Annotated in this window: 21 protein-coding genes and 4 tRNA genes; 10 read left to right on the forward strand and 15 right to left on the reverse strand. The window is 62.2% G+C overall.

Annotated elements, in window-relative coordinates:
• The first annotated feature begins 98 nt into the window (after positions 1-98).
• Together BM269_RS18780 and BM269_RS18785 are read left to right on the forward strand one after the other, a co-directional pair.
• Positions 99-626 (forward strand): hypothetical protein, encoded by a 528-nt coding sequence (locus tag BM269_RS18780; protein WP_090440299.1) that lies wholly within the window; start codon positions 99-101, stop codon positions 624-626.
• Positions 627-744: 118 nt separating this feature from the next.
• The gene (locus BM269_RS18785; protein ID WP_090440301.1) at positions 745-1,248 is read left to right on the forward strand and encodes a DUF4124 domain-containing protein; all 504 of its coding nucleotides are present in this window, start codon (positions 745-747) and stop codon (positions 1,246-1,248) included.
• A 103-nt stretch (positions 1,249-1,351) separates the two neighbouring features.
• On the opposite strand, the gene BM269_RS18790 is transcribed toward BM269_RS18785, so the two are convergent.
• From BM269_RS18790 to BM269_RS18820, 7 genes are all read right to left on the reverse strand, one after another.
• The gene (locus BM269_RS18790; RefSeq protein ID WP_090440304.1) at positions 1,352-3,637 is read right to left on the reverse strand and encodes an ATP-dependent DNA helicase; all 2,286 of its coding nucleotides are present in this window, start codon (positions 3,635-3,637) and stop codon (positions 1,352-1,354) included.
• Positions 3,634-5,274, reverse strand: a complete 1,641-nt coding sequence (locus BM269_RS18795; RefSeq protein WP_090440307.1) for a VRR-NUC domain-containing protein — start codon at positions 5,272-5,274, stop codon at positions 3,634-3,636. The genes BM269_RS18790 and BM269_RS18795 overlap by 4 nt, the downstream gene beginning before the upstream one ends.
• Before the next feature lie 86 nt (positions 5,275-5,360).
• A complete protein-coding gene (locus tag BM269_RS18800) occupies positions 5,361-6,158 on the reverse strand; it encodes a PEP-CTERM sorting domain-containing protein (RefSeq protein ID WP_090440309.1) in 798 nt (265 codons plus the stop codon).
• Positions 6,159-6,332: 174 nt separating this feature from the next.
• Entirely contained in the window at positions 6,333-6,866 is a 534-nt protein-coding gene (locus tag BM269_RS18805; protein ID WP_090440312.1) for a phasin family protein, read from the reverse strand.
• Between the two features lie 49 nt (positions 6,867-6,915).
• Positions 6,916-7,125 carry a hypothetical protein gene (locus tag BM269_RS18810; protein ID WP_090440315.1) on the reverse strand — a complete coding sequence of 70 codons (210 nt, stop codon included), beginning with the start codon at positions 7,123-7,125 and terminating at the stop codon, positions 6,916-6,918.
• Positions 7,122-9,257: an ATP-binding protein gene (locus BM269_RS18815; protein WP_090440318.1), complete on the reverse strand. Its 2,136-nt coding sequence runs from the start codon at positions 9,255-9,257 to the stop codon at positions 7,122-7,124. The genes BM269_RS18810 and BM269_RS18815 overlap by 4 nt, the downstream gene beginning before the upstream one ends.
• A 12-nt stretch (positions 9,258-9,269) precedes the next feature.
• Positions 9,270-9,659 carry a winged helix-turn-helix transcriptional regulator gene (locus BM269_RS18820; protein WP_090440320.1) on the reverse strand — a complete coding sequence of 130 codons (390 nt, stop codon included), beginning with the start codon at positions 9,657-9,659 and terminating at the stop codon, positions 9,270-9,272.
• 82 nt (positions 9,660-9,741) lie between these two features.
• On the opposite strand from BM269_RS18820, the gene BM269_RS18825 reads away from it, so the two are divergent.
• Positions 9,742-10,593 (forward strand): NAD(P)H-binding protein, encoded by an 852-nt coding sequence (locus tag BM269_RS18825; protein ID WP_090440323.1) that lies wholly within the window; start codon positions 9,742-9,744, stop codon positions 10,591-10,593.
• Between the two features lie 43 nt (positions 10,594-10,636).
• On the opposite strand, the gene BM269_RS18830 is transcribed toward BM269_RS18825, so the two are convergent.
• The 5 genes from BM269_RS18830 to BM269_RS18850 form a co-directional block, all read right to left on the reverse strand.
• Positions 10,637-10,721, reverse strand: a tRNA-Leu gene (locus tag BM269_RS18830).
• Positions 10,722-10,754: 33 nt separating this feature from the next.
• A tRNA-Leu gene (locus tag BM269_RS18835) sits at positions 10,755-10,839 on the reverse strand.
• Between the two features lie 175 nt (positions 10,840-11,014).
• A tRNA-Leu gene (locus BM269_RS18840) sits at positions 11,015-11,099 on the reverse strand.
• 64 nt (positions 11,100-11,163) lie between these two features.
• A complete protein-coding gene (locus BM269_RS18845) occupies positions 11,164-12,234 on the reverse strand; it encodes an NF038122 family metalloprotease (protein ID WP_090440326.1) in 1,071 nt (356 codons plus the stop codon).
• A gap of 163 nt (positions 12,235-12,397) precedes the next feature.
• Positions 12,398-12,482, reverse strand: a tRNA-Leu gene (locus tag BM269_RS18850).
• 213 nt (positions 12,483-12,695) lie between these two features.
• On the opposite strand from BM269_RS18850, the gene rnr reads away from it, so the two are divergent.
• From rnr to BM269_RS18885, 7 genes are all read left to right on the forward strand, one after another.
• The gene (gene rnr, locus BM269_RS18855; protein WP_090440329.1) at positions 12,696-15,263 is read left to right on the forward strand and encodes a ribonuclease R; all 2,568 of its coding nucleotides are present in this window, start codon (positions 12,696-12,698) and stop codon (positions 15,261-15,263) included.
• A gap of 60 nt (positions 15,264-15,323) precedes the next feature.
• Positions 15,324-16,055, forward strand: coding sequence for a 23S rRNA (guanosine(2251)-2'-O)-methyltransferase RlmB (gene rlmB, locus BM269_RS18860; RefSeq protein WP_170860435.1), 732 nt, complete (start codon positions 15,324-15,326; stop codon positions 16,053-16,055).
• Positions 16,056-16,080: 25 nt separating this feature from the next.
• A complete protein-coding gene (locus tag BM269_RS18865; RefSeq protein WP_090440335.1) occupies positions 16,081-17,820 on the forward strand; it encodes a hypothetical protein in 1,740 nt (579 codons plus the stop codon).
• An 84-nt stretch (positions 17,821-17,904) separates the two neighbouring features.
• Complete coding sequence (cysE, locus tag BM269_RS18870; protein ID WP_090440338.1) at positions 17,905-18,648, forward strand: serine O-acetyltransferase; 744 nt, start codon at positions 17,905-17,907, stop codon at positions 18,646-18,648.
• A 9-nt stretch (positions 18,649-18,657) separates the two neighbouring features.
• Positions 18,658-19,332 (forward strand): YceH family protein, encoded by a 675-nt coding sequence (locus BM269_RS18875; protein WP_090440341.1) that lies wholly within the window; start codon positions 18,658-18,660, stop codon positions 19,330-19,332.
• 100 nt (positions 19,333-19,432) lie between these two features.
• The gene (locus tag BM269_RS18880) at positions 19,433-21,319 is read left to right on the forward strand and encodes a methyl-accepting chemotaxis protein (RefSeq protein WP_090440344.1); all 1,887 of its coding nucleotides are present in this window, start codon (positions 19,433-19,435) and stop codon (positions 21,317-21,319) included.
• Positions 21,320-21,330: 11 nt separating this feature from the next.
• Complete coding sequence (locus BM269_RS18885) at positions 21,331-22,149, forward strand: outer envelope protein (protein ID WP_090440347.1); 819 nt, start codon at positions 21,331-21,333, stop codon at positions 22,147-22,149.
• 67 nt (positions 22,150-22,216) lie between these two features.
• Here BM269_RS18885 and BM269_RS18890 read toward each other — a convergent pair whose 3' ends face one another.
• The 3 genes from BM269_RS18890 to BM269_RS18900 all read right to left on the reverse strand — a co-directional run bounded on the left by BM269_RS18890 (position 22,217) and on the right by BM269_RS18900 (position 24,599).
• On the reverse strand, positions 22,217-22,633 hold the full coding sequence (locus tag BM269_RS18890) for a DUF5615 family PIN-like protein (protein ID WP_090440352.1): 417 nt from the start codon (positions 22,631-22,633) through the stop codon (positions 22,217-22,219).
• Positions 22,630-23,322, reverse strand: a complete 693-nt coding sequence (locus BM269_RS18895; RefSeq protein ID WP_090440354.1) for a DUF433 domain-containing protein — start codon at positions 23,320-23,322, stop codon at positions 22,630-22,632. The genes BM269_RS18890 and BM269_RS18895 overlap by 4 nt, the downstream gene beginning before the upstream one ends.
• Positions 23,323-23,498: 176 nt before the next feature.
• Complete coding sequence (locus BM269_RS18900) at positions 23,499-24,599, reverse strand: extracellular catalytic domain type 1 short-chain-length polyhydroxyalkanoate depolymerase (RefSeq protein ID WP_090440357.1); 1,101 nt, start codon at positions 24,597-24,599, stop codon at positions 23,499-23,501.
• Between the last annotated feature and the right edge of the window lie 82 nt (positions 24,600-24,681).

The raw sequence follows: 24,681 nt of genomic DNA on the forward strand, positions 1-24,681 counted from the left end.
GATTGAATGTGAATAGACGGGTATTTCCCGCTGGATACATGGCGTGTTATCATTTTTGTAAAGTTCAAAAATGAAACAACGCCTTAACAGGAAACTAAATGGCTAATTATTTTTGCGTGTTTCCAGCTCCCGATGCCCACATAGATTTCCTGGGCAATCATCCGGATGCGATTTACCCGTATATCGAAGGCGAAGACCCTGAGGTGGAAGGATTGCCGGCCGACTGGCCCCGGGACTGCGTCGACCCGATCGGCTTCAGCGAGGCCAATCACCGCAATGTCGATCTCTATCACTGGATCCTGAACGGGTCCGAAGCCGATGTCACCGGCGGCGCGTCGTTGTTCCAGACATGGTTCAGCCGGGAGCATTCGGGAATTGATCTCACTGGCGATGGCGACTTCTTTGCGTTCAAATCAGCGCAGCTGCCTGAGATGGCTGCCGCGGCAAGCAAAGTCGATTTGCAAGCGGTAAGGACCGCCTTCACCGCCTGGTTGCAAAAGGCAGAGAAGGACTACGTCCCTGACGATCAAGCTTGCCAGGCGTTCGTGGATGAATTCCGGGAATTCAGCGAACAGCTTGCGCTGGTGATGGCAGAGCGAAAAGGGCTGCTGATCTGCCCTTGCTGACTCCTTTTGGGGCGTTGGCCCCGATGCCCGGCCTGTCGTGCTGGCCGTGGAATTCATGTTGTTCCCAAGTGACAATGTGTGAGACACGGCAGGAGTCGTTTTTCTTATACTTCGCACTATGAAAATTATTCTGTCACTGATCCTTGCCCTGGCGGCCTTGCCGGTGCACGCCCAACTCTATAAATGGACCGACGCCAACGGCAAGGTTCATTACGCCGACCGCCCGCAGGATGGCGTCAAGAGCAATGAAATCGCGGTGCAGCGTGCCGCTGCGAAGCCTGCTTCGGCGCCAGCCAACAACTGGCAGCAGCGTGAACTCGAGTCGCGCGAAAGGCGTTTGCAGCGCGAGACGGCGAACCAGGAAGCTGCCGACACCGCAGCGCGCAATGCCGGGAAGACGCCGTATAACCCCAGCCAGAACCGTAACAACAAGGCCATGAGCGATGATGAAGTCTGCAAGCGCGATGCGCAGCAGATCGAGTTTTCCGAAAAAGTTCCAAGGCTGGCGTTCGGTGGCGCGAACGGATCGGTCACCGTGAGTGAAGAAGAACGCCAGGCCATCGTCCGCCAACGCAAGGAAAACCACGCCTTGTTGTGCGGCTCCGGCCAGCGCACGCGCTGAAAACCCGATGTTCCTCAAATGTTTCATTGTTCCCGCAGCGCTGCAAGACTGAGTTGCCCGACATCGCCCTGCTGGTGGAACAGGGCGCACGGGTGGTCAGTCGCTATGCCGGAAGGTTCCTGGCGCCGACCTGCCACCATGTGGGTAGCAAGGCCTGGATTTCAGGGCGGCCGAAGCGGTCGTCAATCAGGTGGACGGTACCGCGGTCGCTGGTGGTGCGTATGACGCGGCCGGCGGCCTGCACGACTTTCTGCAGTCCGGGATAGAGGTAGGTGTAGTCGTAGCCGGCTCCGAACGCTGCTTCCATGCGGGTTTTGATCTGCTCGTTGACCGGATTAATCTGCGGCAGCCCAAGCGTGGCGATGAAGGCGCCGATCAGGCGGTCGCCCGGCAAGTCGATGCCTTCGCCAAAAGAACCTCCCAGCACCGCGAAGCCGATGCCTTCGCCGCCTGCGCGGAAGCGGGCCAGGAAGGCATCACGCGCCGTTTCATCCATGCGCCGCTCCTGGCGCCATAGCGGCACGCCGGGGTGGCGGGCGGCGAACAGCTCGGCCACTTTTTCCATGTAATCGAAACTGCTGAAGAAGGCCAGATAGTTGCCGGGCTCGCGCTGGTACTGCTCGCCCATCAGCGTTGCGATTGGCGCCAGCGAACGCTCGCGGTGCTGGTAGCGGGTGGAGATGTGACTGGCGATGCGTACCTGGAGCTGCTGCGCGTCGAAGGGCGAAGCAACGTCTACCCACGCCGTGTCGGCCGGCATGCCCAGCGTGTCGGCGTAGTAGTTCCAAGGGCTGAGCGTGGCGGAAAACAGGGCCACCGCGTGCGCGGCTTCGAAGCGCTGCTTGAGGAAGGGCGCGGGAAGGATGTTCCGGATGCAGAGCACCGAATTGACGCGGCCTGCCGCGGCGCCACGGCCACCGTCGGACTTCTCGATGTCGAACAGCGAGTGCTCGCCGAAGCTTTCCGCCAGGCGGCCGAACAGCAGGGCGTTGAAATAGAAGTCCAGCACGTCGGCATCGAACCAGGCAGGATGCTCGGCCATGTAGTCGCCGATTTCGGTGCAGGCGGTTTGCAGCGCGGCCATGAACTTCTCGGGCAGCTCGGCGTGGCTGGCGTATTCGGCTTCCTGCTCTTTTTCCAACGCGCTCCATTGGCGGTGCACGCGGTCCAGCGGTTTGTGCAGCGCTTCCGGGGCGGTCTTGCGCAGTACGCGCAGGCGCACATGGTCCATTTCGGCCGAGTACATCTTGCGGGCGCGCGAAACCATATTGTGGGCTTCATCGGCCAGCACGCCGACCTTCCAGCCGTTCATCTGCGTCAGGCTGTACAACATGGCGCTGATGTCGAAGTAGTAGTTGTAGTCGCCCACCACCACGTCGGCCCACCGCACCAGTTCCGATTGAAGGTAATACGGGCAGACCTGGTGCACCAGCGCGACTTCGCGCACCGAAGCGCGATCCAGCATCGGCTGCTGCAAGGCTGCGGCGCGGGCGGCTGGCAGGCGGTCGTAGAAGCCTTGCGCCAGCGGGCAGGACTCGCCGTGGCAGGCTTTGTCCGGGTTCTCGCAGGCAGTGGTCTTGGCCGCCAGTTCGAGCGCACGCAGCGGCAGCAAGGGAGCGCTGCGTTTGATGGCGTCAACCGCGCCGAGCGCCATGCCGCGGCCGCTGGTTTTGGCGGCCAGGAAGAACACTTTGTCCAGGCCGTGTTCAGCGCTGGCCTTCAGCATCGGGAAAATGCTGCCGATGCTTTTGCCGATACCGGTTGGCGCTTGTGCCAGCAGCGAGCAGCCGCGCGCGCTGGCCTTGAACATGGCTTCCGCAAGCTGGCGCTGGCCGGGACGGAAGTCTTCGTGCGGGAAGCGCAGGGCGCGCAGTTGTTCGTCGCGCGCGGTGCGGTGCGCCAGTTCCTGTTCGGCCCATGCCACGAATCGGCCGCATTGTTCTTCGAAGAAGGCGCGCAGCGAGGCGGCATCCGCTTCTTCGGTCAACACGGTTTCCTTCTGAGTGCCGATGTCGAAGTAGACCAGTGCCAGTCGCACGGCAGTCAGTTCGCGTGACGCGCATAGCAGGTGGCCATACACCTTGAGCTGGGCCCAGTGCAGGATGCGGTGGTTGGCGGGCTGGCGCGACAGGTCGCCGCGATAGGTCTTGATCTCTTCGAGCTGGTTCTGGCGCGGGTTGTAGCCGTCGGCGCGGCCGCGCACGTGCAAGGGGCCGAAGTCGCCTGACAGGCTCACCTCGCGCTCATAGTCGTCGTCACGGCGGCTGGCGACAATGGCGTGGCCCTCCATGCCTTCCTGTGCGGTAGGCGTGGGCGTGAAGCGCAGGTCCAGGTCGCCTTGCTTGGCGGTGAACTCGCACAGGGCGCGGACGGCGACGGTGTAGCTCATTCCTGCCACGCCAGGTAACACACGGACACCGGCATGCCATGCGCTGCGCAGTAATCGATCCAGCGCAGCTGGTTGTCCTGCAGGCGGTCGCCAGGGCCTTTGACTTCCACCATCTGGTAGCGCTGTTCGCCCGGCCAGAAGCGGATCAGGTCGGGGAAACCGCTGCGGTTGGCCTTGATGTCGAGCAGGATGCGTTCGAACCACAGCTTCAAATGGGCTGCGGGAATGCATTCCAGCGCGAGGCCGAGCAGTTCTTCATCGATTGCGTCCCAATAGACGAAGGGCGATTGCAGGCCGGCCTTGGCGGCGTAATTGGCGCGGATCGCGTCGCTGTAGCTGCCATCTTCCAGCCGCGCGAAACAGGCTTGAAACAGCGCGGCGCGACGGCGCTGAAAGTCGGCGCTGTGTAAATCGGCAGGGCCATGGTGGTAGGGATGGAAGAAGGCGCCTGGAATGGCGGCAAATACCGCGTCCCAGCACAGCAGGCCAAACAGGGAATTGGCCAGCGCATTCTCCACATAGAAGCAGGGTGCGTCGTCCTGCCACAAATGATCGCGCACCACGCCTTCGACCCACCAATCCTCCGCCGGCATCGGCAGCACCAGGTCGATGCGCTCGACCGGCGTGGGCTTGTGCGCCGGCTCGCGCATGTGGCCAAGCTTGCGGCGCAGTCGCGGCGCCATGCGCAGCAATTGCTGCCGCTCGGCTTCGCTCTCGGGCGCGGCTTGCGCGCGCTGCAGCCATTCATAGGCCAGGCCGATGCGCTCATCCTTTTCCAGCACGCGGATGGCGCGGGCCCGGGCCCCGGGGTAGGCGCACTGTTGGTACAGTTCAAAGGCGCCGGCCCAGTTGCCCAGTTTTTCCAGCTGCTGGCCGAACTGGAACAGCATTTTCTGGCGGCGGCTAAGCAGCCACTCGTTGTCGCCGGCCAGGGCGGGCAGCTCGCGCGCCAGTTGCAGCGGGTCTTCACCCTCGGCGAATCGCTCGCGGCAGGCATGCAATGCAAGGTAATCGTCGATGTCGCGGCGCGAGCGGAAGCCGCGCGCGGCCGGCGAAAACTCGACTTTTTCGAAGCGGTAGATGCCCAGGTTGGACAGCACGAACTCCGACCAGTCCTGGTGGAAGTTACCGAAGAAGATCAGGCGCAGCCGGTCGCACAGGGGCTTGGACAGGATGTGGTAGGCCTGGTCGCCGGCGTCGGCATACCAGGAAGTGAAGCGGTGACTGCCTGCGTGGCGCTCGCGCAGCGCTTCGAGCTGGTCGGCCTTGCGCGCACCACGTTCGGCGCCGCTGAGGGCGAATACACGGGTGATCTCGGGCTTTTGCAGCAACTCGAACAGTTCGTCCAGCGTCAGCTCGGGGTCTTGCACCACCCAGCCTTGCATCACCAGCGGACTGGCGGCGGAAATGGTGCAGCCGATCTCGGGATAGCTCAACTTGGAAGCGCGGAACAGCTCTCCCTTGCGCATCACCATGCGCACGAACAGGGCGCGCGATGGTTGGGGCAGGGTGGGGAAGCTGGCGAGGAAGCCCGCTTCCTCGTCCGTCAGCAGGTCGCTATAGCGTTCGCCAATCCAATGCAGGACCTGGTGGAAGTTATCCAGGTAATAGAAGGGATTTTCGAGGACGGGGTTCATGCAGGGAGCGAAGAGGTGTAACTGTATTTTTATACAGTATAACGCCTCCGCGCCCTCGCGTCACCCCTTACCAGCCCGGTCGGGCCTTATTTCTTGCGGCGGCGGGCGATGCCCAGGCCAGCCATCCCCAGACCCAGCAAGGCCAGCGAAGTCGGCTCCGGGACTTCCTGCGACGGAGCGGCGGTCACGAATTCAGCGCCCCAGTTGTTCGACGCCAGGCCGTTCACGGTGGTGCTGCCCAGGAACGCGCCGGCGGTCGAGTACTGGTCGATGATGTTTGAGCCATTGCGCACGTACCACAGGGTATCGCTCGATTGTTCGTACGCCAGGCTGCCGCGCGAGGACTGGTGCGCGAACTGGCTCAGAAGCGCGCCGCCCAGGGAGTACTGGTAAATATTACGCATGTCCGAGACGAACAAGGTGCCCAGGGCGGAATCGAAGGTGATCCCGACCAGGTCAGAACCGGTGACGGAGAACATGGCGCTTGGGTTGGTCCAGTCCTTGTTGAAGCTGTAGATGGTGGCGTTGCTGTTGAATGCATTGCCGAGCGCGTAGTTGATGTCGCCGTTGACAGCGCCATCCACCGCAAAAATGGAATTCGGGTTCGACGGCGCGGTCGCAAGGTAATTGCCGTTCAGGTCGAATTGCTGAGGCGCCGCGCTGCCCCAGTAGCGCGACAGCCAGATGCCGTCGCTGCGGGCCGCAATCGGGTAGGCACCGCCAAACGTGGTGGAAATGTCGGTGACGGTATTGCCTTGTACCGTTGCCAGGCGTGCCGAGTCGCCATTCGTGACGTACAGGACGTCGATCGGTGCGGCACAGGCTTGAGTGGTAATCAGGCTGAGAAAAGCGGTTGCTGCGAAGAGTTTACCTACGGTATTCATAATAGCCTCCAAGAAAATGGAGGCTATTAAGCAGAAAGTATGCCCAGTCCTTAAGCGCTTGATTCTTTTACCTTATTGTTTTTCGCTCAAATGCAAACCGGCATCAGTGTAAAGATTTCCGACAGTCAAGACACATTGCTGCGGCCAGCGCTCCGGGCTGGCCGCATGTGCCAATCAGCCTTTCTTGCTGGCTGCGCTGGCTTTTTCCACTTGCTGTTCAAAGGCGGTGACTGCATCGCGTGTGGCCTGGGTCACCTGTTCATAGCCTTTGAAGGCGTTCTCAATGGCGCTTTTCACAATTTCAACGGCATTGTCCGAGCCAGGGCGCACGTTCTTGGTCACGTCGTAGATCAGGGCGCTCAGGTTCGATTTGGCTTCGGCCAGGTGGGCGTCCGCGGCTTTGTGGAAGTCGTTCGACATCTCCGTCAGCAGGGCGCCCAGTTGCTGGTTATAGGCGTTGGTGGCGGCCATGCCGGGCTGCAGGCGGGCGTTGATCACGTTCATTGCTTCCTGCGGCGTGACGGAAGCGTTGACCTTGCGGCCGGCGTCGATCTGCTCGTCCAGCGCCTTGCGCGCCGTAGCGATATTCAAGGCCACCGCTTGCTCCACCCCTTGCATGGCGCGGTTGGTCAGGGTGTTGAAGGTCTCCAGCTGGAACTCAAACAGCGTCTTGGTGGCGGTGGCAAACTGCTCGGGATTCTGAAACATACGGTCTCCTTGTCGGTGTGGGATGGCGTTGCTTCTTGCATTGACTTCATTATTTATTACGGACCAACTTTTCGCAATGGGCATCTTTAAAAGGGCCGGCCATTTGCACCCAGCCCTCGCCAAGCGGCGTTTGCGAGCAGGCGCGCTGGCCGTCGACGCGGCTTTGATACAGGTACCACCAGGCCGGGCGGGCGGTGGCGATGCCGGCGGCCAAGGCGGCCATGGCGGCAAGTAGCAGGATGGCGAGGTGTCGTTTCATCTCGGTGCGGCGGCCGGCAGGCGCATGGTGAAGGTGGCACCGTGGCCCGGCGTGCTGGCCGCGTCGATATGGCCCGCCAGTACGCCGGTCACGATATTGTGGGTGATGTACAGGCCAAGGCCCGACTGGCCGGCGCCGAGCCGCGTGGTGTAGAACGGATCGAATACGCGGTGCAGGTGCTCGGGGGGAATGCCGGCGCCATTGTCGGCCACCGACAGCAGCACGTCGCTACCCTCGGCGCTGGCGGTAATGGTGACCGTTGGTTCGCCATCGCCAGGCGCGGCAAAGGCGTGGATGATGCAATTGTCGATCAAATGTCCCAGCGCCTGGCTAAGCGGGATCGGGTAGCTGTCCAGCTGCAGGCCGGGCACCACGTCCAGCACCAGGATCGGGCGGGGTTGCGGCAGGCTGGCCCACATCGGCGCCAGGATTTCCTGCAATAGCTGGTCGAGGAAGAAGTGGCGGCGCTGGGTGTCGGTGGTTTCGACGGCGATCTGCTTGAAGCTGCCCACCAGGTTGGCGGCGCGCTGCAGGTTGCGCTGGATGATGTCGCCCGCTTCGCGCGCACGCTCCAGGTAGGCCTCCAGCTCCGAGCGGCGGATGCCGGCTTCGACCTGGCTGCTCAAGGCGGCGGTGTGGTCGGCCAGCGTGGAGGCGGTGATCAGGCTATTGCCGATCGGGGTGTTCAATTCATGCGCCACGCCCGCCACCAGTGACCCGAGGGCGGCCAGCTTGTCGCGCCGCACCAGTTCATCCTGCGTCATGCTGAGGTTTTCCAGCGCCGCTTGCAGTTCTTCGCTGGTCAATTCGGCGTGTTGCTTGGCGCGCGTCAGTTCGGCGGTCCTGGCCTCGACCAATTCTTCCAGGTGGCTGCGGTGGCGCGCCAGTTCGGCTTCGCGGCGGGCGCGCTCAATGGCGATGCTGGCGAGGTGGCTGGCGACGCCGATCAGGCGCTGTTCTTCATTATCCGGATGGCGCACGGTGCGGTAGTACATGGCGAAGGAGCCCAGTACCTTGTCCTCGTCCTGCATGATGGGCATGGACCAGCAGGCGCGCAGGCCGAAGTCGCGGATCAGGTCGAGGTAGGGCGCCCACAGCGGGTCGTGCTCGATGTCCGACACCACGACGGCTTCGCGGCGATGCATGGCGGTGCCGCAGGAGCCCACGCCGGGGCCGATCGCCATTCCTTCCAGCAGGGCCGCGTAGGCACCCGGCAGGCTGGGGCAGCAGGCGCAGTGCATGTGCGTGCCGTTTTCATCCAGCAGCATGACGGAGCACAGCACGCCCGGCGATTGCGATTCGACCAGCTGCACCAGCTTGTGCAGCGTGTCCTCCAGGGGCACGCCGCGCGCCATCATTTCCAGCAGCCGCTCCTGGCCGATGCGCAGGTCGTCGGCGCGCTGGGTGCCCGTGACGTCCACCAGGCGGATATGGAACAGGCGCCGGCCCGGCTTGGCGATCCTGACGCCGCGGGCATTGCATTCGACCATGCGCCCGCTGCTGTGGCGCAGGGACATGCGGTGCACGCGCAGCTCACCGGCCAGCACGCTTTGCATCATGGCGTTCATTTCCAGCGGGTCGCAGAAGGCGGAAAACGGGGCGGTCAGCAACTCCAGGGCACTGCGGCCAAGCAGCTGTTCTGCGCGATGATTCAGGTCGACCGGGCGGCCGCTGTCCATATCGATCAGCACCACCGCGTCCGGCGATGCTGCCGCCATCATGTGGTAGTTCACCTCCAGGTCGAAGCCGCCGATGCGCTGGCCTTGCAGCGCGAACAGCACATGGTCGACGACGCTGGTGGTGGCCAGGGGAAGGGTGAAGTAACCGTCGGCGCCGGCGCGGGCGGCACGTTCCTTTTCATCGTTGGTCGGGCGGTGCGACATGAGCAGCACTGGAATGCGGCGGCTTGCATCGGCCTGCGTCAGCTGGCCGGTCAGTTCCAGCGCGGCGCCGCCGGCCAGCGCGGTATCGAGCAGCACCAATACCACGCCGCCGGCGGACGCCACTTCCAGCGCCAGTTGGCCGCTGGTGACCGACTCGACGCGGTAATCGTGCCGGGCGAGCGCCAGCTCCAGCGCCGCCACATCGAGACTGGCGCCGGTTGCCACGAGAATGGTGTTGTTCGGTTCCACTCTGCCAGTGTATTACACCTGCGGCGCGACGATGCGTTGCACGTTGTCCTCAATCCAGTCGACCAGCACTTCCAGGCGCTCGGCGACCTCCTGGCCGAGCGGTGTCAGGCTGTACTCGACGTGCGGCGGAATCACGGGCAGGGCAGTGCGCAGCACGAAACCGTCTCCTTCCAGCGCGACCAGGGTTTGCGCCAGCATCTTTTCGCTGACGCCGCCCACTTCCTTGCGCAGTTGGCTGAAACGGTGCATGCCGCCGAGGAGCACCACCAGCACCAGGACGCCCCAGCGGCTGGTCACATGGCTCAAGATGGCCCGCGACGCACAATCGGGCGCCAGGACATTTCCCGGCTTTGCCGAGCGGCGGGCCAACGCTGCCCGCAGGGATTTTGAAGTTTTTTCCATACTTACCAAAAAGTACGTACTTACGAAAAGTTAGTGTTGGTCCTATTATAGCCCTACATCGTTTTCAACCAAGGAGAAAAACATGATCGTCGTAACTGGAGCCTCGGGCGCATTGGGTCAATTGGTGGTGCAAGGCTTGCTGGAGAAGGTGCCGGCAGCCCAAATCGTTGCCGCCGTGCGTGATCCGGGCAAAGTGGCGCACCTGGCGGCGCGTGGTGTGCAGGTACGCCGCGCGGACTACACCGATCCGGCCAGCCTGGATTCCGCGTTGGCAGGCGCCGACCGCGTGCTGCTGGTTTCGGGCAATGAGGTCGGCAAACGCGTGCCGCAGCACCGCGCCGTGGTCGACGCGGCCAAGCGCGCCGGCGTAAAGCTGCTGGCTTACACCAGCATCCTGCGCGCCGATACCTCCACATTGCGCCTGGCCGAAGAACACGTCGCCACCGAAGCGGCGATCCGCAACAGCGGCCTGGCTTACTCCCTGTTGCGCAATGGCTGGTATTTCGAGAACTTCGGCGGCCGCATCCAGGGCGCTGCGCAGCGCGGCGAAATGGTGGGCAGTGCAGGGGATGGCCGTATTTCTGCCGCCGCCCGCGCCGACTATGCAGCTGCCGCTGTGGCCGTGCTGACCGCGGAAGCACCGCAGCAAGTCTATGAACTGGCGGGCAGCACCTCGTTCACACTGGCCGAACTGACCGCCGAAGCGGCGCGCCAGGCGGGCAAGGCTGCCGCATATCGCGAATTGCCGCAGGCGGACTTCGCCGCTGTGCTGGCCGGCGTGGGCGTGCCGGCGCCATGGCCTGAATTGCTGGCCGACTCGGATGCCGGTTCGGCGCGCGGCGATTTGTTCGATGATGGAAAAGCGCTGGAGAAGCTGATCGGCCGCCCAACCCGCAGCCTGTCGCAGGCAGTGGAAGCGGCGCTGAACGCGTAAATGAAAAAAGCTCCCGGAAGGGAGCTTTTTTCTACGGAATTCTTGGTGCCCACGGAGGGACTCGAACCCCCACACCTCGCGGCACATGGACCTGAACCATGCGCGTCTACCAATTCCGCCACGTGGGCACTGTTACTGCATTTGTCTCAGAAGGTAGCGTTTGGTGCCCACGGAGGGACTCGAACCCCCACACCTCGCGGCACATGGACCTGAACCATGCGCGTCTACCAATTCCGCCACGTGGGCGCTAACTTCTTCAACTCTCTGCTGCAGTGTTGTGTGCAACAGAGGCACGCATATTAATGGTCGAGACCGAATCGGTCAAGTGTTAATTAATATTTTCGTGCAACTTTCCATTCCGGGCTTGAGTGGAAGCGGAAAACAAAAAAGCCGCTTCTCAGCGGCTTTTCTGCGGAATTTTTGGTGCCCACGGAGGGACTCGAACCCCCACACCTCGCGGCACATGGACCTGAACCATGCGCGTCTACCAATTCCGCCACGTGGGCATTGTCGCGTTGTTCTGCAACGAGGCACGCATAGTAATGGCCTGCTGCCCACGCGTCAAGTCAATTATGAAAGCTTGTTGGAACGGCCACGCTGGCGCACCGCAAGCAGTAGCAGTCCGGCGCCCAGCATGGCCCAGCCCGATGGTTCGGGAATGACCGCGACGTTCCAGCCAATCGCGTCCATGGCCAGGATGTCGTTGCCGGTAATGTGCAAGGTTTCGCCCAGGCCGGCGGTCGGGTCCATCAATCCGATGAACAGGTTGTCCTTCCAGTGGCTGGCCTGGCGGCCGTCGCCGAAGTTCACGCCGGTGGAAAATTCCGGCCCAACAGTTGTGCCGTCCAGCGAAAAGTATTTGCTGCGATTGTCGGCAGTCCAGTCGATCACGCCATGCGCCGCGCTCATGGCGGAATGGCGGAACAGGTCGAGCGTGGAGACGTAGGTGAACAGGTTGTCGTTAAAGGGACCGTTATAGGGTGGGGAATTGCCGTCCAGGATATCGACCCCGCTGATGAAGCCCAGCACATGGCCGATCTCATGCGCCGCCACGCCGACAAAGTCGAAGGCATTGGCGTCGGTGCCGTTGTTCGGGTTGAAGTCGAAATTGAAGTTGCTGTTGAACTGGATGAAGCCGTCGCAATTGCCGATGCAGCCCGGCAGGGATTGCGGCGTGACGGCCAGGCCGATGGCTTTGGCTTCGGCGTTGGTGATGGAGAGGATCTGGTTGTTGGCGTCGCTATCATTGTCGACGTAGGGTGTCGCGCTGCCGGCGCCGTGCGGATTGTTGGCGGTGCGGTTGATCAGCATGCCGAAAGTCGCGCCGCCGGGCAGGTGGGCGACCGCGGTGGCGTCGGCTGCGGAGGTCGCATCGGCCGCCAGGGCGTTGCGGACCGAGGCATAGGTGTGGAAGTCTTCTGCCGAGGCCGCTTGCCCGAGAATCCCGCCGCCAAGCGAGTTGAAGCCGACCGTCAAATTTATCGTCACATTATCGTTCAGCAAACTTGACCAGCGTGCGGCCGCCGCCTGGAAGCCTTGCTGCGCCTGGATCGAGGTGCCGGCGACATATGAAAAATTGAAAACCGGTGCTGCGGTGGCGGTACTGGCGGCCAGCAATAGGCCGGCGAGCAATGTTTTCATGGCGGTCTCCTACGGATTGATGGGGTAGGGAAGATGCCGCAAGAAGTATGCGCACCGCCATGGCGCTGTGGCGCACATCAGGCGGAAGCATTGAGGCGTCAATAAATCCGACGCTGAAAACAAAAAAGCCGCTGAATAATCAGCGGCTTCTCTGCGGAATTTTTGGTGCCCACGGAGGGACTCGAACCCCCACACCTCGCGGCACATGGACCTGAACCATGCGCGTCTACCAATTCCGCCACGTGGGCATTAGCAACAACATCTGCTATCATACTGCTTTGGTGAGTTTTGCGCCAGATGAACTTTCATTCCACGCTGCACATCGACTCGCCATACCCGCATCGCTGCGAGAGCCAGAATTATAGAGGAAACTCAGCCGATGTCAAAGGGCCTGCGAAAGATTTTTGTGCACGGTCCTTCCTGTTACACTAACAACCAATAAAAAGATTACTGAAGAACTTTTGAACTCCACTCATATCATTCCTAGCCGCGAAGAGATTCTCGGCATCTTCCGCAGCGCCAAGGCGCCGCTCGACCTGCGCACGTTGGCGCTGTCGCTCAAAGTCAAAGCCGATTCCCAAGCCGTCCTGACGCGCCGCTTGAATGCGATGGAGCGCGACGGCCAGATCCGTTCCGATACCAGTGGCTTCTACGTGCTGGCGGACCATTCCGAATTCGTGGCCGGGCGCGTGTCCAGCCACCGCGACGGCTACGGCTTCCTGATTCCGGACGAACCGGGCGAAGACCTGTTCCTGGCCGAGCGCGAGATGCAGAAGGTGCTGCACGGCGACAAGGTGTTGGGACGCGTCACCGGTTACGACCGCCGCGGCCGCCCGGAAGGCACCATTGTCGAAGTGGTCCAGCGCGGCACCACCCACATCATCGGCCGCCTGCTGAAGGAAAACGGCGTGTGGGTCGTGGCACCGGAAGACAAGCGCATCAGCCAGGACATCCTGGTGCAGGGCGCCGTCGGCAAAGCCAAGTCTGGCCAGATCGTCAGCGTGGAGCTGACCGAGCAGCCAGGCCGCTTCAAGCAGCCGTCCGGCAAGATCGTTGAAGTGCTGGGCGACATGGACGACCCGGGCATGGAAATCGAAATCGCCGTGCGCAAGTTCGGCGTGCCGCATATTTTCTCGGACGCCGCGCTGAAGCAGGCATCCAGGCTGCCGGACGTGGTGCATGAAGCCGATTGGGGCGAGCGCGTCGACCTGCGCGACGTGCCGCTGGTGACCATCGACGGCGAAGACGCGCGCGACTTCGACGATGCCGTGTATTGCGAGCCGGTGAAGATCGGCCGCAGCAAGGCTTTCCGCCTGATCGTGGCGATTGCCGACGTGTCGCACTACGTGAAGCCGAACGACGGCCTGGATGGCGACGCGATCGAGCGCAGCACCTCGGTCTACTTCCCGCGCCGCGTGATCCCGATGCTGCCGGAGAAGCTGTCCAACGGCCTGTGTTCGCTGAATCCGCGCGTCGACCGTCTGACGCTGGTGTGCGACGCCGTGATCACTGCGCAAGGTGAATTGAAGGCTTACCAGTTCTATCCAGCCGTGATCCACTCGGCCGCGCGCCTGACCTATACCGAAGTGGCGGCCATCCTCGGCAACACCAAGGGCCCGGAAGCGGCGCGCCGCGCGGAAATCGTGCCGCACCTGCAGAACCTGTACGACGTCTACCATGCGCTGCAGAAGTCGCGCCAGGAGCGCGGTGCGATCGATTTCGAGACCACCGAGACCTACATCGTCTGCAACCCGGCCGGCAAGATCGAGAAGATCATCCCGCGCACCCGCAACGATGCGCACAAGCTGATCGAAGAGTGCATGCTGGCGGCCAACGTATGCGCGGCGGACCTGCTGCTGCGCCACAAGCACCCGGGCACCTACCGTATCCACGCCGGCCCGACCAAGGAAAAACTGACGCAAGTCCGCGATTTCCTGAAGCAGCTCGGCCTGTCGTTGGGCGGCGGCGATACGCCGGTAGCCCGCGACTACGCTGACCTGATGAAGAAGATCAAGGAGCGTCCGGACGCACAGCTGCTGCAAACCATGCTGCTGCGCTCCATGCAGCAGGCGGTCTACAGTCCTGACAATATCGGCCACTTCGGCCTGGCGTATGAGGCGTATGCCCACTTCACCAGCCCGATCCGCCGCTATCCGGACTTGCTGACCCACCGCGCCATCAAGGCCATTTTGGCGGGCAAGAAGTACGAGCCGAAGATCAATGACCAGTCGGTGCTGAACACCACGATCTCGAACGCGCAGCGCCGCCAGGCTCTGAAGGACAAGCAGGATGGCAAAGAGAAGAAGGCCAAGGGCGACCATAGCATCTGGGACGCGCTGGGCGTGCACTGCTCGGCCAACGAGCGCCGCGCCGACGAAGCATCGCGCGACGTGGAAGCCTGGCTGAAGTGCTACTTCATGCAGGACAAGCTGGGCGAAGAGTTCAGCGGCATCATCACCGGCGTGACCAACTTCGGCATCTTCGTCCAGCTGGACCAGCTGTTCGTGGAAGGCCTGGTGCACATCACCGACCTTGGCGCCGACTTCTTCGAGTACGACGATGCGCGCCACGAATTGCGCGGCGGCCGCACCGGCAAACGCTACCAGCTGACCGGCCGCGTGAACGTGCAGGTGGTTCGCGTCGACCTGGAGTCGCGCAAGATCGACCTGCGCCTGGCCGACAGCGAAATCTCGACCCTGCCGCCGCAAGGCAAGAAGGGTTCGCGCAAGGGCGGCGGCCTGGTAGGTTCGCTCGGCGAATTCGACAGCTTTGACGAAGACGACAACCAGGCCGTTGCACGCAAGCGCAAGGGCGCACGCGGCGCGGCGGCACCGTCGATCTCCGCACGGGAAGAAGCGCCGACCCGCGCGCCTGGCCGCTCGACGTCCAAGCGTGGTGCCGCCAGCCCGGCGCACGCACCATCGGCGCCAGCTGCTCGCAAGAGCGCCAAGCCGAAACCAAAGGCCAAGCCGAAGGCGGCCACCGCCCAGCGCGTGACCAAGGCCGCAAAGCCTAAGAAAAAACGATAAGCACCCGTCCGGCGCTTCGGCGCCGGACTTATTTTGAGAACCACGATGTCCAAGAACAAAATGATTTTCGGCTTCCACGCCGTTACCTCGCGCCTGCGCCACGAAGCTTCCAGCGTTGAAGAGATCTTCTTCGACCAGGGCCGCGACGACCGCCGCATGAAAGACCTGATCGCCAATGCCAAGGCGGCCGGTGTGCGTGTGATGCCGGTGGAATCCGAGCGCCTCGACAAGATCGTCGGCACCCGCCGCCACCAGGGTGTGATCGCCTTTGCGTCCCAGCTGGCGCTGGCGCGCAACCTGGACGAGCTGCTGGACGCGGTGGAAGGCCCGCCGCTGCTGCTGGTACTGGACGGCATTACCGACCCGCACAACCTGGGCGCCTGCCTGCGCGTAGCCGACGGCGCCGGCGCGCATGCGGTGATCGCACCGAAAGACCGCTCGGTAGGCCTGAACGCGACTGCCGCCAAGGTGGCTTCGGGCGCAGCGGAATCGGTACCGTTCATCACCGTGACCAACCTGGCGCGCACCCTGCGCGAACTGAAAGAGCGCGACATCTGGCTGATCGGCACCTCCGATGACGGCGACAAGACCCTGTACGAAGGCGATTACGCCGGCCCAACCGCGATCGTCATGGGCTCGGAAGGCGAGGGCATGCGCCGCCTGACGCGCGAGACCTGCGACGTGCTGGTGTCGATTCCGATGTTCGGCTCGGTCGAGTCGCTCAACGTCTCGGTCGCTTCCGGCGTCTGCCTATACGAAGCGCGCCGCCAGCGTATCGCAAAAGAAGGCTGATTACCCCTCACTTGAAGGTACTTTCATGATCTTCTCGTTGCAGAAACTCGATGGTCTGGTAAAGAAGGTTTTGGACGATGAAGCCGATTTCGGCGAGGTCGAAGCACAACTGGATGCCTACATTGCCGCGCATCCAGCGCAGGCGGATGGTTACCGGCTACGTGCCCGGATGATGGATGCCTGCGGCATTCGTCTGTCTGCCCTCGCGGACTGGAAAATGGCTGCCAAACTGGATCCTGCCGACCGCGCCAGTGCTTTGCGGGCAGCACGCGTCCAGCTCCGCTGGGCTCACGCGGTTGCCGAAGAAGAGCTTGGCGTGGACGATGAAAAAGACGATGAAGATTACGCCGAGGATGACGACGAAGAGGTCGATGCCGATCCCCGTTTCGACGCGCTGGTCGACCAGCTGCAGGGCGAGGCGCTGGCCAGCGTGCGCAGCCTGGCCGCCGCCAATGCGGCCGATGCAGGCTTCATGGTCGAGATGCTCGCTGCCGTCGATGACATGGGCTTCACGCCCCCTTGGCTGAAGTACGAGTTGATGCTCGTGGCCCTGGCTGCCAACCCCGCTCATCCTGCCTTGTTGAAGCAGGAGGTATTGTTCCTTGCGCGCGCCGCAGTGGGCTTTGGCGACGAAGAGGAGATACCGCCCGGCCATTTTGAAGATGCCACCGGCAGCCGCCACCATGTCGCCACCATGATGTTGGCACTCGAAGCTGTCGCTGCAGCGCCAGGCCTTGCCGACGATGGCGAATTGCTCGACACACAGGCTGGCTTGCTTCAGGCCCAAGGGCATTACGACGATGCAGCGCGAACATACCGTCTCGCCGCGGCAGCCTGGCAACGTTCAATTGCCGGCGCTGGCGACGATGATGAACGTGAGCGCGCCCAGGAGGCGCAGGAACACAGCCAGGAACAGGCCGCGTTGTGCGACGGTGGCTGCGCTGCAGTGCAGGCTGGCCAGTACGCGGCGATGCGGGAAGCGACCGAGCGCCTGCGTGAGATGCGCAGTCAGTTCGGCCAATTCGGCGAAGACAGTATTGGTGACCTGAATGAGCTTTGCCAGCAATGGCAGGGCGAACAAGCGCGGACAGATGCCGAACCCACTGCGGCCGAGCTGGCGGAATTGTCAAGCCAGGCAGAAAGAGTGGCCGAAATCGTGGTGCGCCAGATCAGCTTCGATCCTGTCGAACTGGTGCCGCAGGAAACCGGCGTGGAATGGTTCGAAGAACTGGCGCCCGAACTGGCGAGCAGTGACTTGACATTGCAGTGCGGTTTTGAGAACCCGGCCATCACCGCGATGCTGGGAGCAACCATGCACGGTCAGTTCTGGAGCGATGCACGTGGAGACGTCGCCGTCGTGGCCGAAGCGGTCAACGCGCTGCGCCTGGTACGGGTGGTGAGCCTGCTGGAGGACGGCACCATGCTGCTGACTGCCCCAGTTCGTGGCAAATCGATGTTCAGCAGCGGCCCAATGGTGCACGGCCTGCAAATGGAAGCCGACGCGCCAGCTGCCGAGATCTTGCGCGTGCACCGTGCACGCCTGTCTCGCCTGCAGTCGAAGCGCCCTGGCATGCGCACTTTGCCGCTCGACACGCTTGCAAGGCTGGCGGACTACGAGACCAGGCAACGCCAGGCATCCGTCGCATTCCGTATGGAGCATGGCATCACCGAGCCGGAGGTGCTGGGCATGCACGTACGCCAACACAAGGCATTCCTCGGCTTGTTGCGCGACGCGGTCGATCGCCGGCTGATGCCGCTGCGCTGAGGATAGCCTCTAGCCGCCGCCCTGCAGCAGGGCGGCGGATGCGCTATGATGTTCGTCTGACCAACAAGCAAGCGCACCACCAACATGTTTGACCACCTCCGTGAGGATATCCGCAGCATCATCGAGCGCGATCCCGCAGCTCGCAATGGCTGGGAGGTGCTGACCTGTTACCCCGGCCTGCAAGCCATCGTCATGCACCGCTGGGCGCACTGGTGCTGGATCCACGGCCTGAAATGGCTGGGCCGCTTCATCTCCTACCTGGCCCGCATCATCACCGGCATCGAAATCCACCCCGGCGCCACGATCGGCCGCCGCGTCTTCATCGACCACGGCTTCGGCGTAGTGATCGGCGAGACCGCGGAAATCGGCGACGACTGCACCATCTACCAGGGCGTCACCCTCGGCGGCACCTCGCTGCACGCAGGCGCCAAGCGCCACCCGACGCTGGAGCGCGGCGTCATCATCGGCGCCGGCGCCAAAGTGCTGGGCGGCTTCACGGTAGGCGAATACGCCAAAGTCGGTTCCAACGCCGTGGTGCTGAAACCGGTCCCTGCCGGCGCCACCGCCGTCGGCAACCCGGCCCACCTGGTACAGAAAGAACACGCAGCACCATCGCCATCCTCGCGCTTCTTCTCCGCATACGGCGTAACAGCCAACGGCGACGACCCGCTGTCGAAGGCCTTGCACAGCCTGATCACCCACGCGGTGGCACAGGAAGAACAGATCGAGCGCCTGTCGGCAGCCATGAAGGCGGCGGGTTTATCCTGTCCGGACATCAAAGCCTGCGACAAGCTCGATCAGGCAGAACTCAACAAACTGGTCGAATAAGGAAAATACATGGACGACATTCTGGACCCGTTTGAAATCCGCGTGCTCGCGGTACTGGCCGAAAAAGAAGGCCTGACGCCGGATAACTACCCGTTGTCGCTGAACGCGCTGACCAACGGCTGCAACCAGCTCTCCAGCCGCGAGCCGGTGATGCAGATCAGCGAAGAAACCGTAGCCGACGTGCTGGCCCGCCTGGCCGAGCGCAAGCTGGTGGGCACCGTCAGCCAGTCCGGCGCGCGGGTGGTCAAGTACGAACACCGCATGCGCATGAAGTGGACGCTTGAACAAGACAAGCTGGCAATCCTGACCATCCTCATGCTGCGCGGCCCGCAAACGGCCGGCGAGATCCGCACCCGCACCGGCCGCCTGCACGAATTCAAATCGGTGGCCGAGGTTGAAACTGGCCTGCAATTCCTGATTGATAAGTATCCGCCCATCGTCTCCAAGCTGCCATTGGCGCCCGGCTCGCGCGAACCGCGCTACGGCCACCTGCTCGGCGGCGAAGACGCGTTGGCGCGCGAGGCCACCGCCGGTGCATACGGCGGCAGCGCAAGCGGAGCGGGCGAGGGCGGCGGCAGCCGTGCCGACCGCGTAACGCAACTGGAGCAGGAAGTCGCTTCCCTGCGCGAAGAAGTGGCCGCGCTGGCAGCGCAAGTTGCCGAATTACGGGCTGTAATCGAGTAGCGGTAGCTGTTGTGAGAATCCGCCATATTCGTTTGGATTGATTGTGGCGGCTCCCGGGCGTTGATATGCTGGACGCATAATATGACACCCGGGAGTTCGAATGGAATTGCTGCACCGCTTGTCCATCCGGCACAAGCTTCTTCTCAGCATGGGCCTGACCCTTCTGCTGTTCATCATCATTTCCTCCACCCTCAGCATCATGAAGACCAGCCAGGCGGCGCGCGAGCGCGTGCTGCGGCAGGAACTTCCGGCCCAGGTCGCGGCCATCCGCAACGACGTGTTGCGCCAGATCGCCACCCCGCTAGCGGTCTCCCAAACCCTGGCCAACAACACCTTCCTGCATGCCTGGGAGGACGCGGGCGTGCCGGACGAGGGCGTGGAAGCATGGACGACCGAAGCCAAGAACCTCAAGTCCAAGAACAATGCGGCCACCGTGTTCTGGGTGTCGCGCGCGACCGGCAAGTACTACACTGACAAGGGCTACGACCGCACGCTGAACGAGAAAGCCGCCAGCGACCAATGGTTCTACGGCTTCCTTTCGGGCAGCTCGGCTTATCAGCTCGACATCGACAAAGACGTCAGCGCCGATACCTATATGTTGTTCATTAACACCCGCGTACAGACGGCAGGCGGCAAGCAGGCCGCGGCCGGCCTGGGCCTGTCCGTCAATGCGCTGGCGGAAGCAGTGCGCAACTATAAACTGGGCCAGTCCGGCTACGTGTTCCTGGTGCGCGCCAACGGCGCGGTGCTGATTCACCGCGATCCGAAAATGGTCGACGGCAAGCACCAGCTGGCGGAACTGCACGGCATGACGCCGGCCCTGGCCAAGCGCTTGCTGGGCGGCGAAGCCTTCGTCGCGGACAGCTTCAAAGGCGCCGAAGGCGAAATGCTGGTTGCCTCGTCCTTCATCCCCGAATTGAACGCCTATTTGGTCGCACAAGTGCCGGAAGCCGAAGTATTGGCCGGCATCGCACGCGGCGCCGCCATGACGTCGCTGATCGCCGCCATCATCGGCGGCGGCATCGGCTTGCTGGCGATCTTCGCCATCGCCCGCGCCATTGCATCCCCGGTAGCGAAGGCGGCAGAACTGCTGGAAGATATCGCCAGTGGCGGCGGCGACCTGACGCGCCGCATGCCGGTTCAGTCGAAGGACGAACTGGGCGCGCTGGCAGGGGCCTTCAACAAGTTCGTCGAATCGCTCAACGCCACCATCCTGCGCGTACGCGACAGCAGCCGCGCCATTGGCGCGGCAACGGGCGATATCGCCAGCGGCAATATGGACCTGTCGGCCCGCACAGAAGGGCAAGCCTCGAATCTGGAACAAACCGCAGCGGCGATGGAAGAGCTGACCTCGACGGTCCATAACAACACCGCCAACGCGGAGCAGGCCAACAAGCTGGTGGCCGGCACTGCCGAATCGGCCAAGCGTGGCGGCGACGTGGTGGGGCAGGTGGTCGAGAAGATGGCATCAATCACCGCCAGTTCGAACAAGATTTCCGACATCATCGGCGTGATCGACGGAATTGCGTTCCAGACCAATATCCTGGCGCTGAATGCCGCCGTCGAGGCGGCGCGCGCAGGCGAACAGGGACGCGGCTTCGCCGTCGTCGCCAGCGAGGTGCGCAACCTGGCCCAGCGCAGCGCGGCAGCGGCAAAAGAGATCAAGGAACTGATCACCGAATCCGTGCAACAGGTGGCCGATGGCGGCAAGCTGGCCGATTCCGCCGGCAACGCGATGCAGGAAATCCTCAAGTCCGTGCAGAACGTAGCAGGGCTGATGCAGGAAATTGCCAGCGCAAGCCAGGAGCAAAGCCTCGGCATCGACCAGGTCAACCAAGCCGTGACCCAGATGGACAACACCACGCAACAGAATGCCGCGCTGGTGGAGGAGGCCGCCGCGGCCGCGCAATCGCTCAGCGAACAGGCCGCACGACTGGAGGAAGTGGTAGGGTTGTTCAAGCTCGACGCCACCCCGAAATTACGCTAACAGGAGGATGCATGACCCGATTCGCACCGCTGGCGCGCGCCGCCGCCGTTGTCTCCCTGGCCCTTGGCGCCGCACAGCCAGCCCTGGCACTGGACTGGATGGACAACTCCATCGGCTACCGCTTCGGCACCAGGTTCGCCGAGCCGTATAACACGGAGGACATCCGCAAGAGCGTGATCAACCTGACCCACGCCAGCGGCTACCAGTACGGCGGCAATTACATGAACCTGGACATCCTGAAGTCCGACCGCAAGGACGACCGCGCGACCGAAACCTACCTGCTGTACCGCCACACGCTCGATATCGGCAAGCTGTCCGGCAAGGAATTCAAAGGCGCCGGCATGCGCGGCCTGGGTCTCACGGCGGGCTTCGACTGGAACCACAAGAACGACAAGGGCTATGCCTCGCGCAAGCAAATGCTGGTGGCCGGGCCAACGCTGATGGTCGACGTGCCCGGCTTCCTGAATATCAGCCTGCTGGCGCTATGGGAAAGCAATGAACCGATCGGCGTGTCCAAGCGCTACCACTACGACACGCATGCCATGCTAAACGCCGCCTGGGGCATTCCGCTGGGCGGCGGCTGGTCGTTCGAAGGATATATGAACTACATCGGCGAGAAGGGCCGCAATGAGTTCGGCGGACCAACTTCGCCGGAGACCAACATCGACATGCAGGTGATGTATGACTTCAGCGCAGCGGCGGGGCTGAAGCCGGGTAAGTTGAAGGCTGGCTTTGAGTACCAGTACTGGCGCAACAAGTTTGGCAATCCATCCAACGTGCCAGGGAGTCTGGCGCAAACTCCGATGGTTCGCGCCGAGTACCATTTCTAATCCAATGCAGGCGCCTTGCGCTGGCCGGTTCGCCAAAGCCATGGCGCCAGATGAGTTAGATTTTTCGCTATGCTACTGGAATCTCGTAATGCGATATGGAGACCTCGCAATTTTCGTCTTCAAAGATTTCGAGTGCCTGGTTCACAAGATCTGGATGAAGCATCAGTTCATCCAGTAGATAGCCGAACAATCGCCGTTGGCGCTCGAAGTCCATGCTAAATACCGAGTTAATGCAGATCAGGCCTGCATGGATTTCTTGTTGTGCGTGTAATCCACCGGGCTGCGCAGGGCCTTCACCGCGGAAATCTCTTGAATTGTGCGTTACAAGCGTCAAGTCGTTATTCACGACATAGGTGACTAAGCTCCAGTCCTTCATGCCCAAGACTCCTCGGTCCCTGGAGCAGGTCGCTTCAAAACCGGCTTCAACCGCCATGTCGACGAGTTCTGGCGAGAGGCATTCGTCGATGAATAGGCGGAAGGTCATTTGCTGGCTGCTCGAACAATTTTCTCTGTCTTTACCTTCCAACCAGGGTTGACTTCGTCCAAGCGCCGGGGACGCCCGCGTCGAGGCCGAACTCTCGAATAGATTTTCGCGTATTTGATGAGCTCATCCGACAAAAACGGATACGAATCTTTGATTCGCGATAACTCGACACCATTCTCTATTGAAGCAAGTATTGAGTCGACAGGGACTCGCGTTCCGCGAAATACGGGTAAGCCTCCCATGACATCCTCACTAGAAGAAATTGCCAATAGGGCTCGTTCGACTTCCTCAGACCTCTTAAAGACGACGCTGATGTATTTGCTAAAGTCGACGGACACAGCTGACTCAGCCTCTTCGGTCGAAAAGTGGAGAACGCTTTTGGTTTCTGCTCGATTTAGAAGTGTTCGCAGTTCATGCTCAGTAACGATCAAATTCCCGGAATTCGTCACTTGATCCGCGATGGTGTTGAGCACGCGTTTGCGCATGCTCGCGGTGAACATCGTCTCTGTTTTGTAATAGAACGCAATGAAGGCAGCTGCAAGACGAGAAAGACGTCGCCCATTGCTGAGCTGAATGAACCCATCAGGCACGATCTGCTCGTCAATCGCGCGATGGACATCGCGGTCCGTCACATCGGCGATGTAAGCTGCCTCGACACTACTAACGTATGTTTGGGAATGGACTGACATAATTCCTCCGATCTCTCGGAAAGTATATTCCTCGATGTGATGGTGATCAATTAATTGTGTGTGTTACCCAACCGGATCTCTGCCGGCGAGGGCGGAGGCATTCGCAGCCTTGCTTGATGCCCGCTAGCGTGCCCTGATCCTGGGGCGGGCGTGCCTGCGGGGCGGCCGCCCTTGGCTTATGCCTTGCGTGAGCGCCGGTGTTTCGAAAAGAAGTCCAGCATCATGCGGCTGGCATCCGGGCCTGCGGCTTCATTGAATTTGAGCGACGGGTCGCCGCCGCTCCATGCGTGTCCCAGGCCCGCTATGCTTGCAACGCGCAGCACAACCTGGCGGCCAACGTGAAAGTCGCGAATCTCGCAGGCATTCCGGCGAACGGTTTTTCCCTCGGGTTTGAGCGTCACTTGCGACGGTGTGTTCGCGCTGAGTCCATTCAGCGCCAACCATTGGCGCGCAAGATGCGCCTGATTGACTGGTCGTACCACCTTGTCCGCCTCGCCCTGGATCAGGATTGCCGGCAAGGGCTGGTTCGCGCAAGCGCCGTCCGGCTTGGGGTGCAACGCGCGCCTGTGCAGCAATTCTTGAATCACTCCCACGGCGTGGACGCTTGCTCCGTGCCGCATCACGTGCAAGGCCTCGGCCGAGGACTTGGCGACGCCGGCCACCGGGCCGGAATGCAGGCCGATCGCGGCAAAAAGCTGAGGGTGCTGCAGCGCCAGGACGGCGGTCATTCCAGCGCCGGCCGAGATGCCGCATGCATAGATCCGGCTGCGATCGACGTGATGCCGTTCGCAAATGTGTGCGATGAGTGCTGCAAGCCTGGCAGTGTCACCGCTGCCTTGCTGGGCAGCCTGGCTATACCAATGCCAGCATCGCTGCGCATGCGCGCTCACCGACTGCTGCGGATACAGCACGGCATATCCTTTGCCCTCCGCCAGCAAATTCATGCGGGTACCCTGCGCGAACTGGGTAGCGCTCTGGTGGCATCCGTGCAGCATGACGATCAAAGGCAAACCAGTTCGCGTCGCGCTTTCAGGAGTACGTTCGGGAAGATAGAGCCAATAGACAAGGGGTGAGGCGCCCGGCGGACCCGGGTAGTGCGCGGCCATCCATTTGCCTGGTGCCGTGGAATGGCTGCTTGGTGCGCTGCGCCGGGGCTTTTTAGGTTTCGCTGTCTTGTGTGTCGAAGCGCCCAGGAAGGTGGCCAGCAATTTTTGCTGTGCCTTTCCTGCACGGGTAAGACTGCGCAATAGGCGGATTCCTGGGGGCGACTTCGCCATCGGCAGCTCCTGTGACTGGTGATCCAGTCACTATAACGGTGAACCGATGGGACTTCAGTGCGGTGCCGAACGGGAGGCATGG

Origin of the sequence: Duganella sp. CF458, from assembly GCF_900113115.1 — a bacterium.
Lineage (GTDB): Bacteria > Pseudomonadota > Gammaproteobacteria > Burkholderiales > Burkholderiaceae_D > Rugamonas.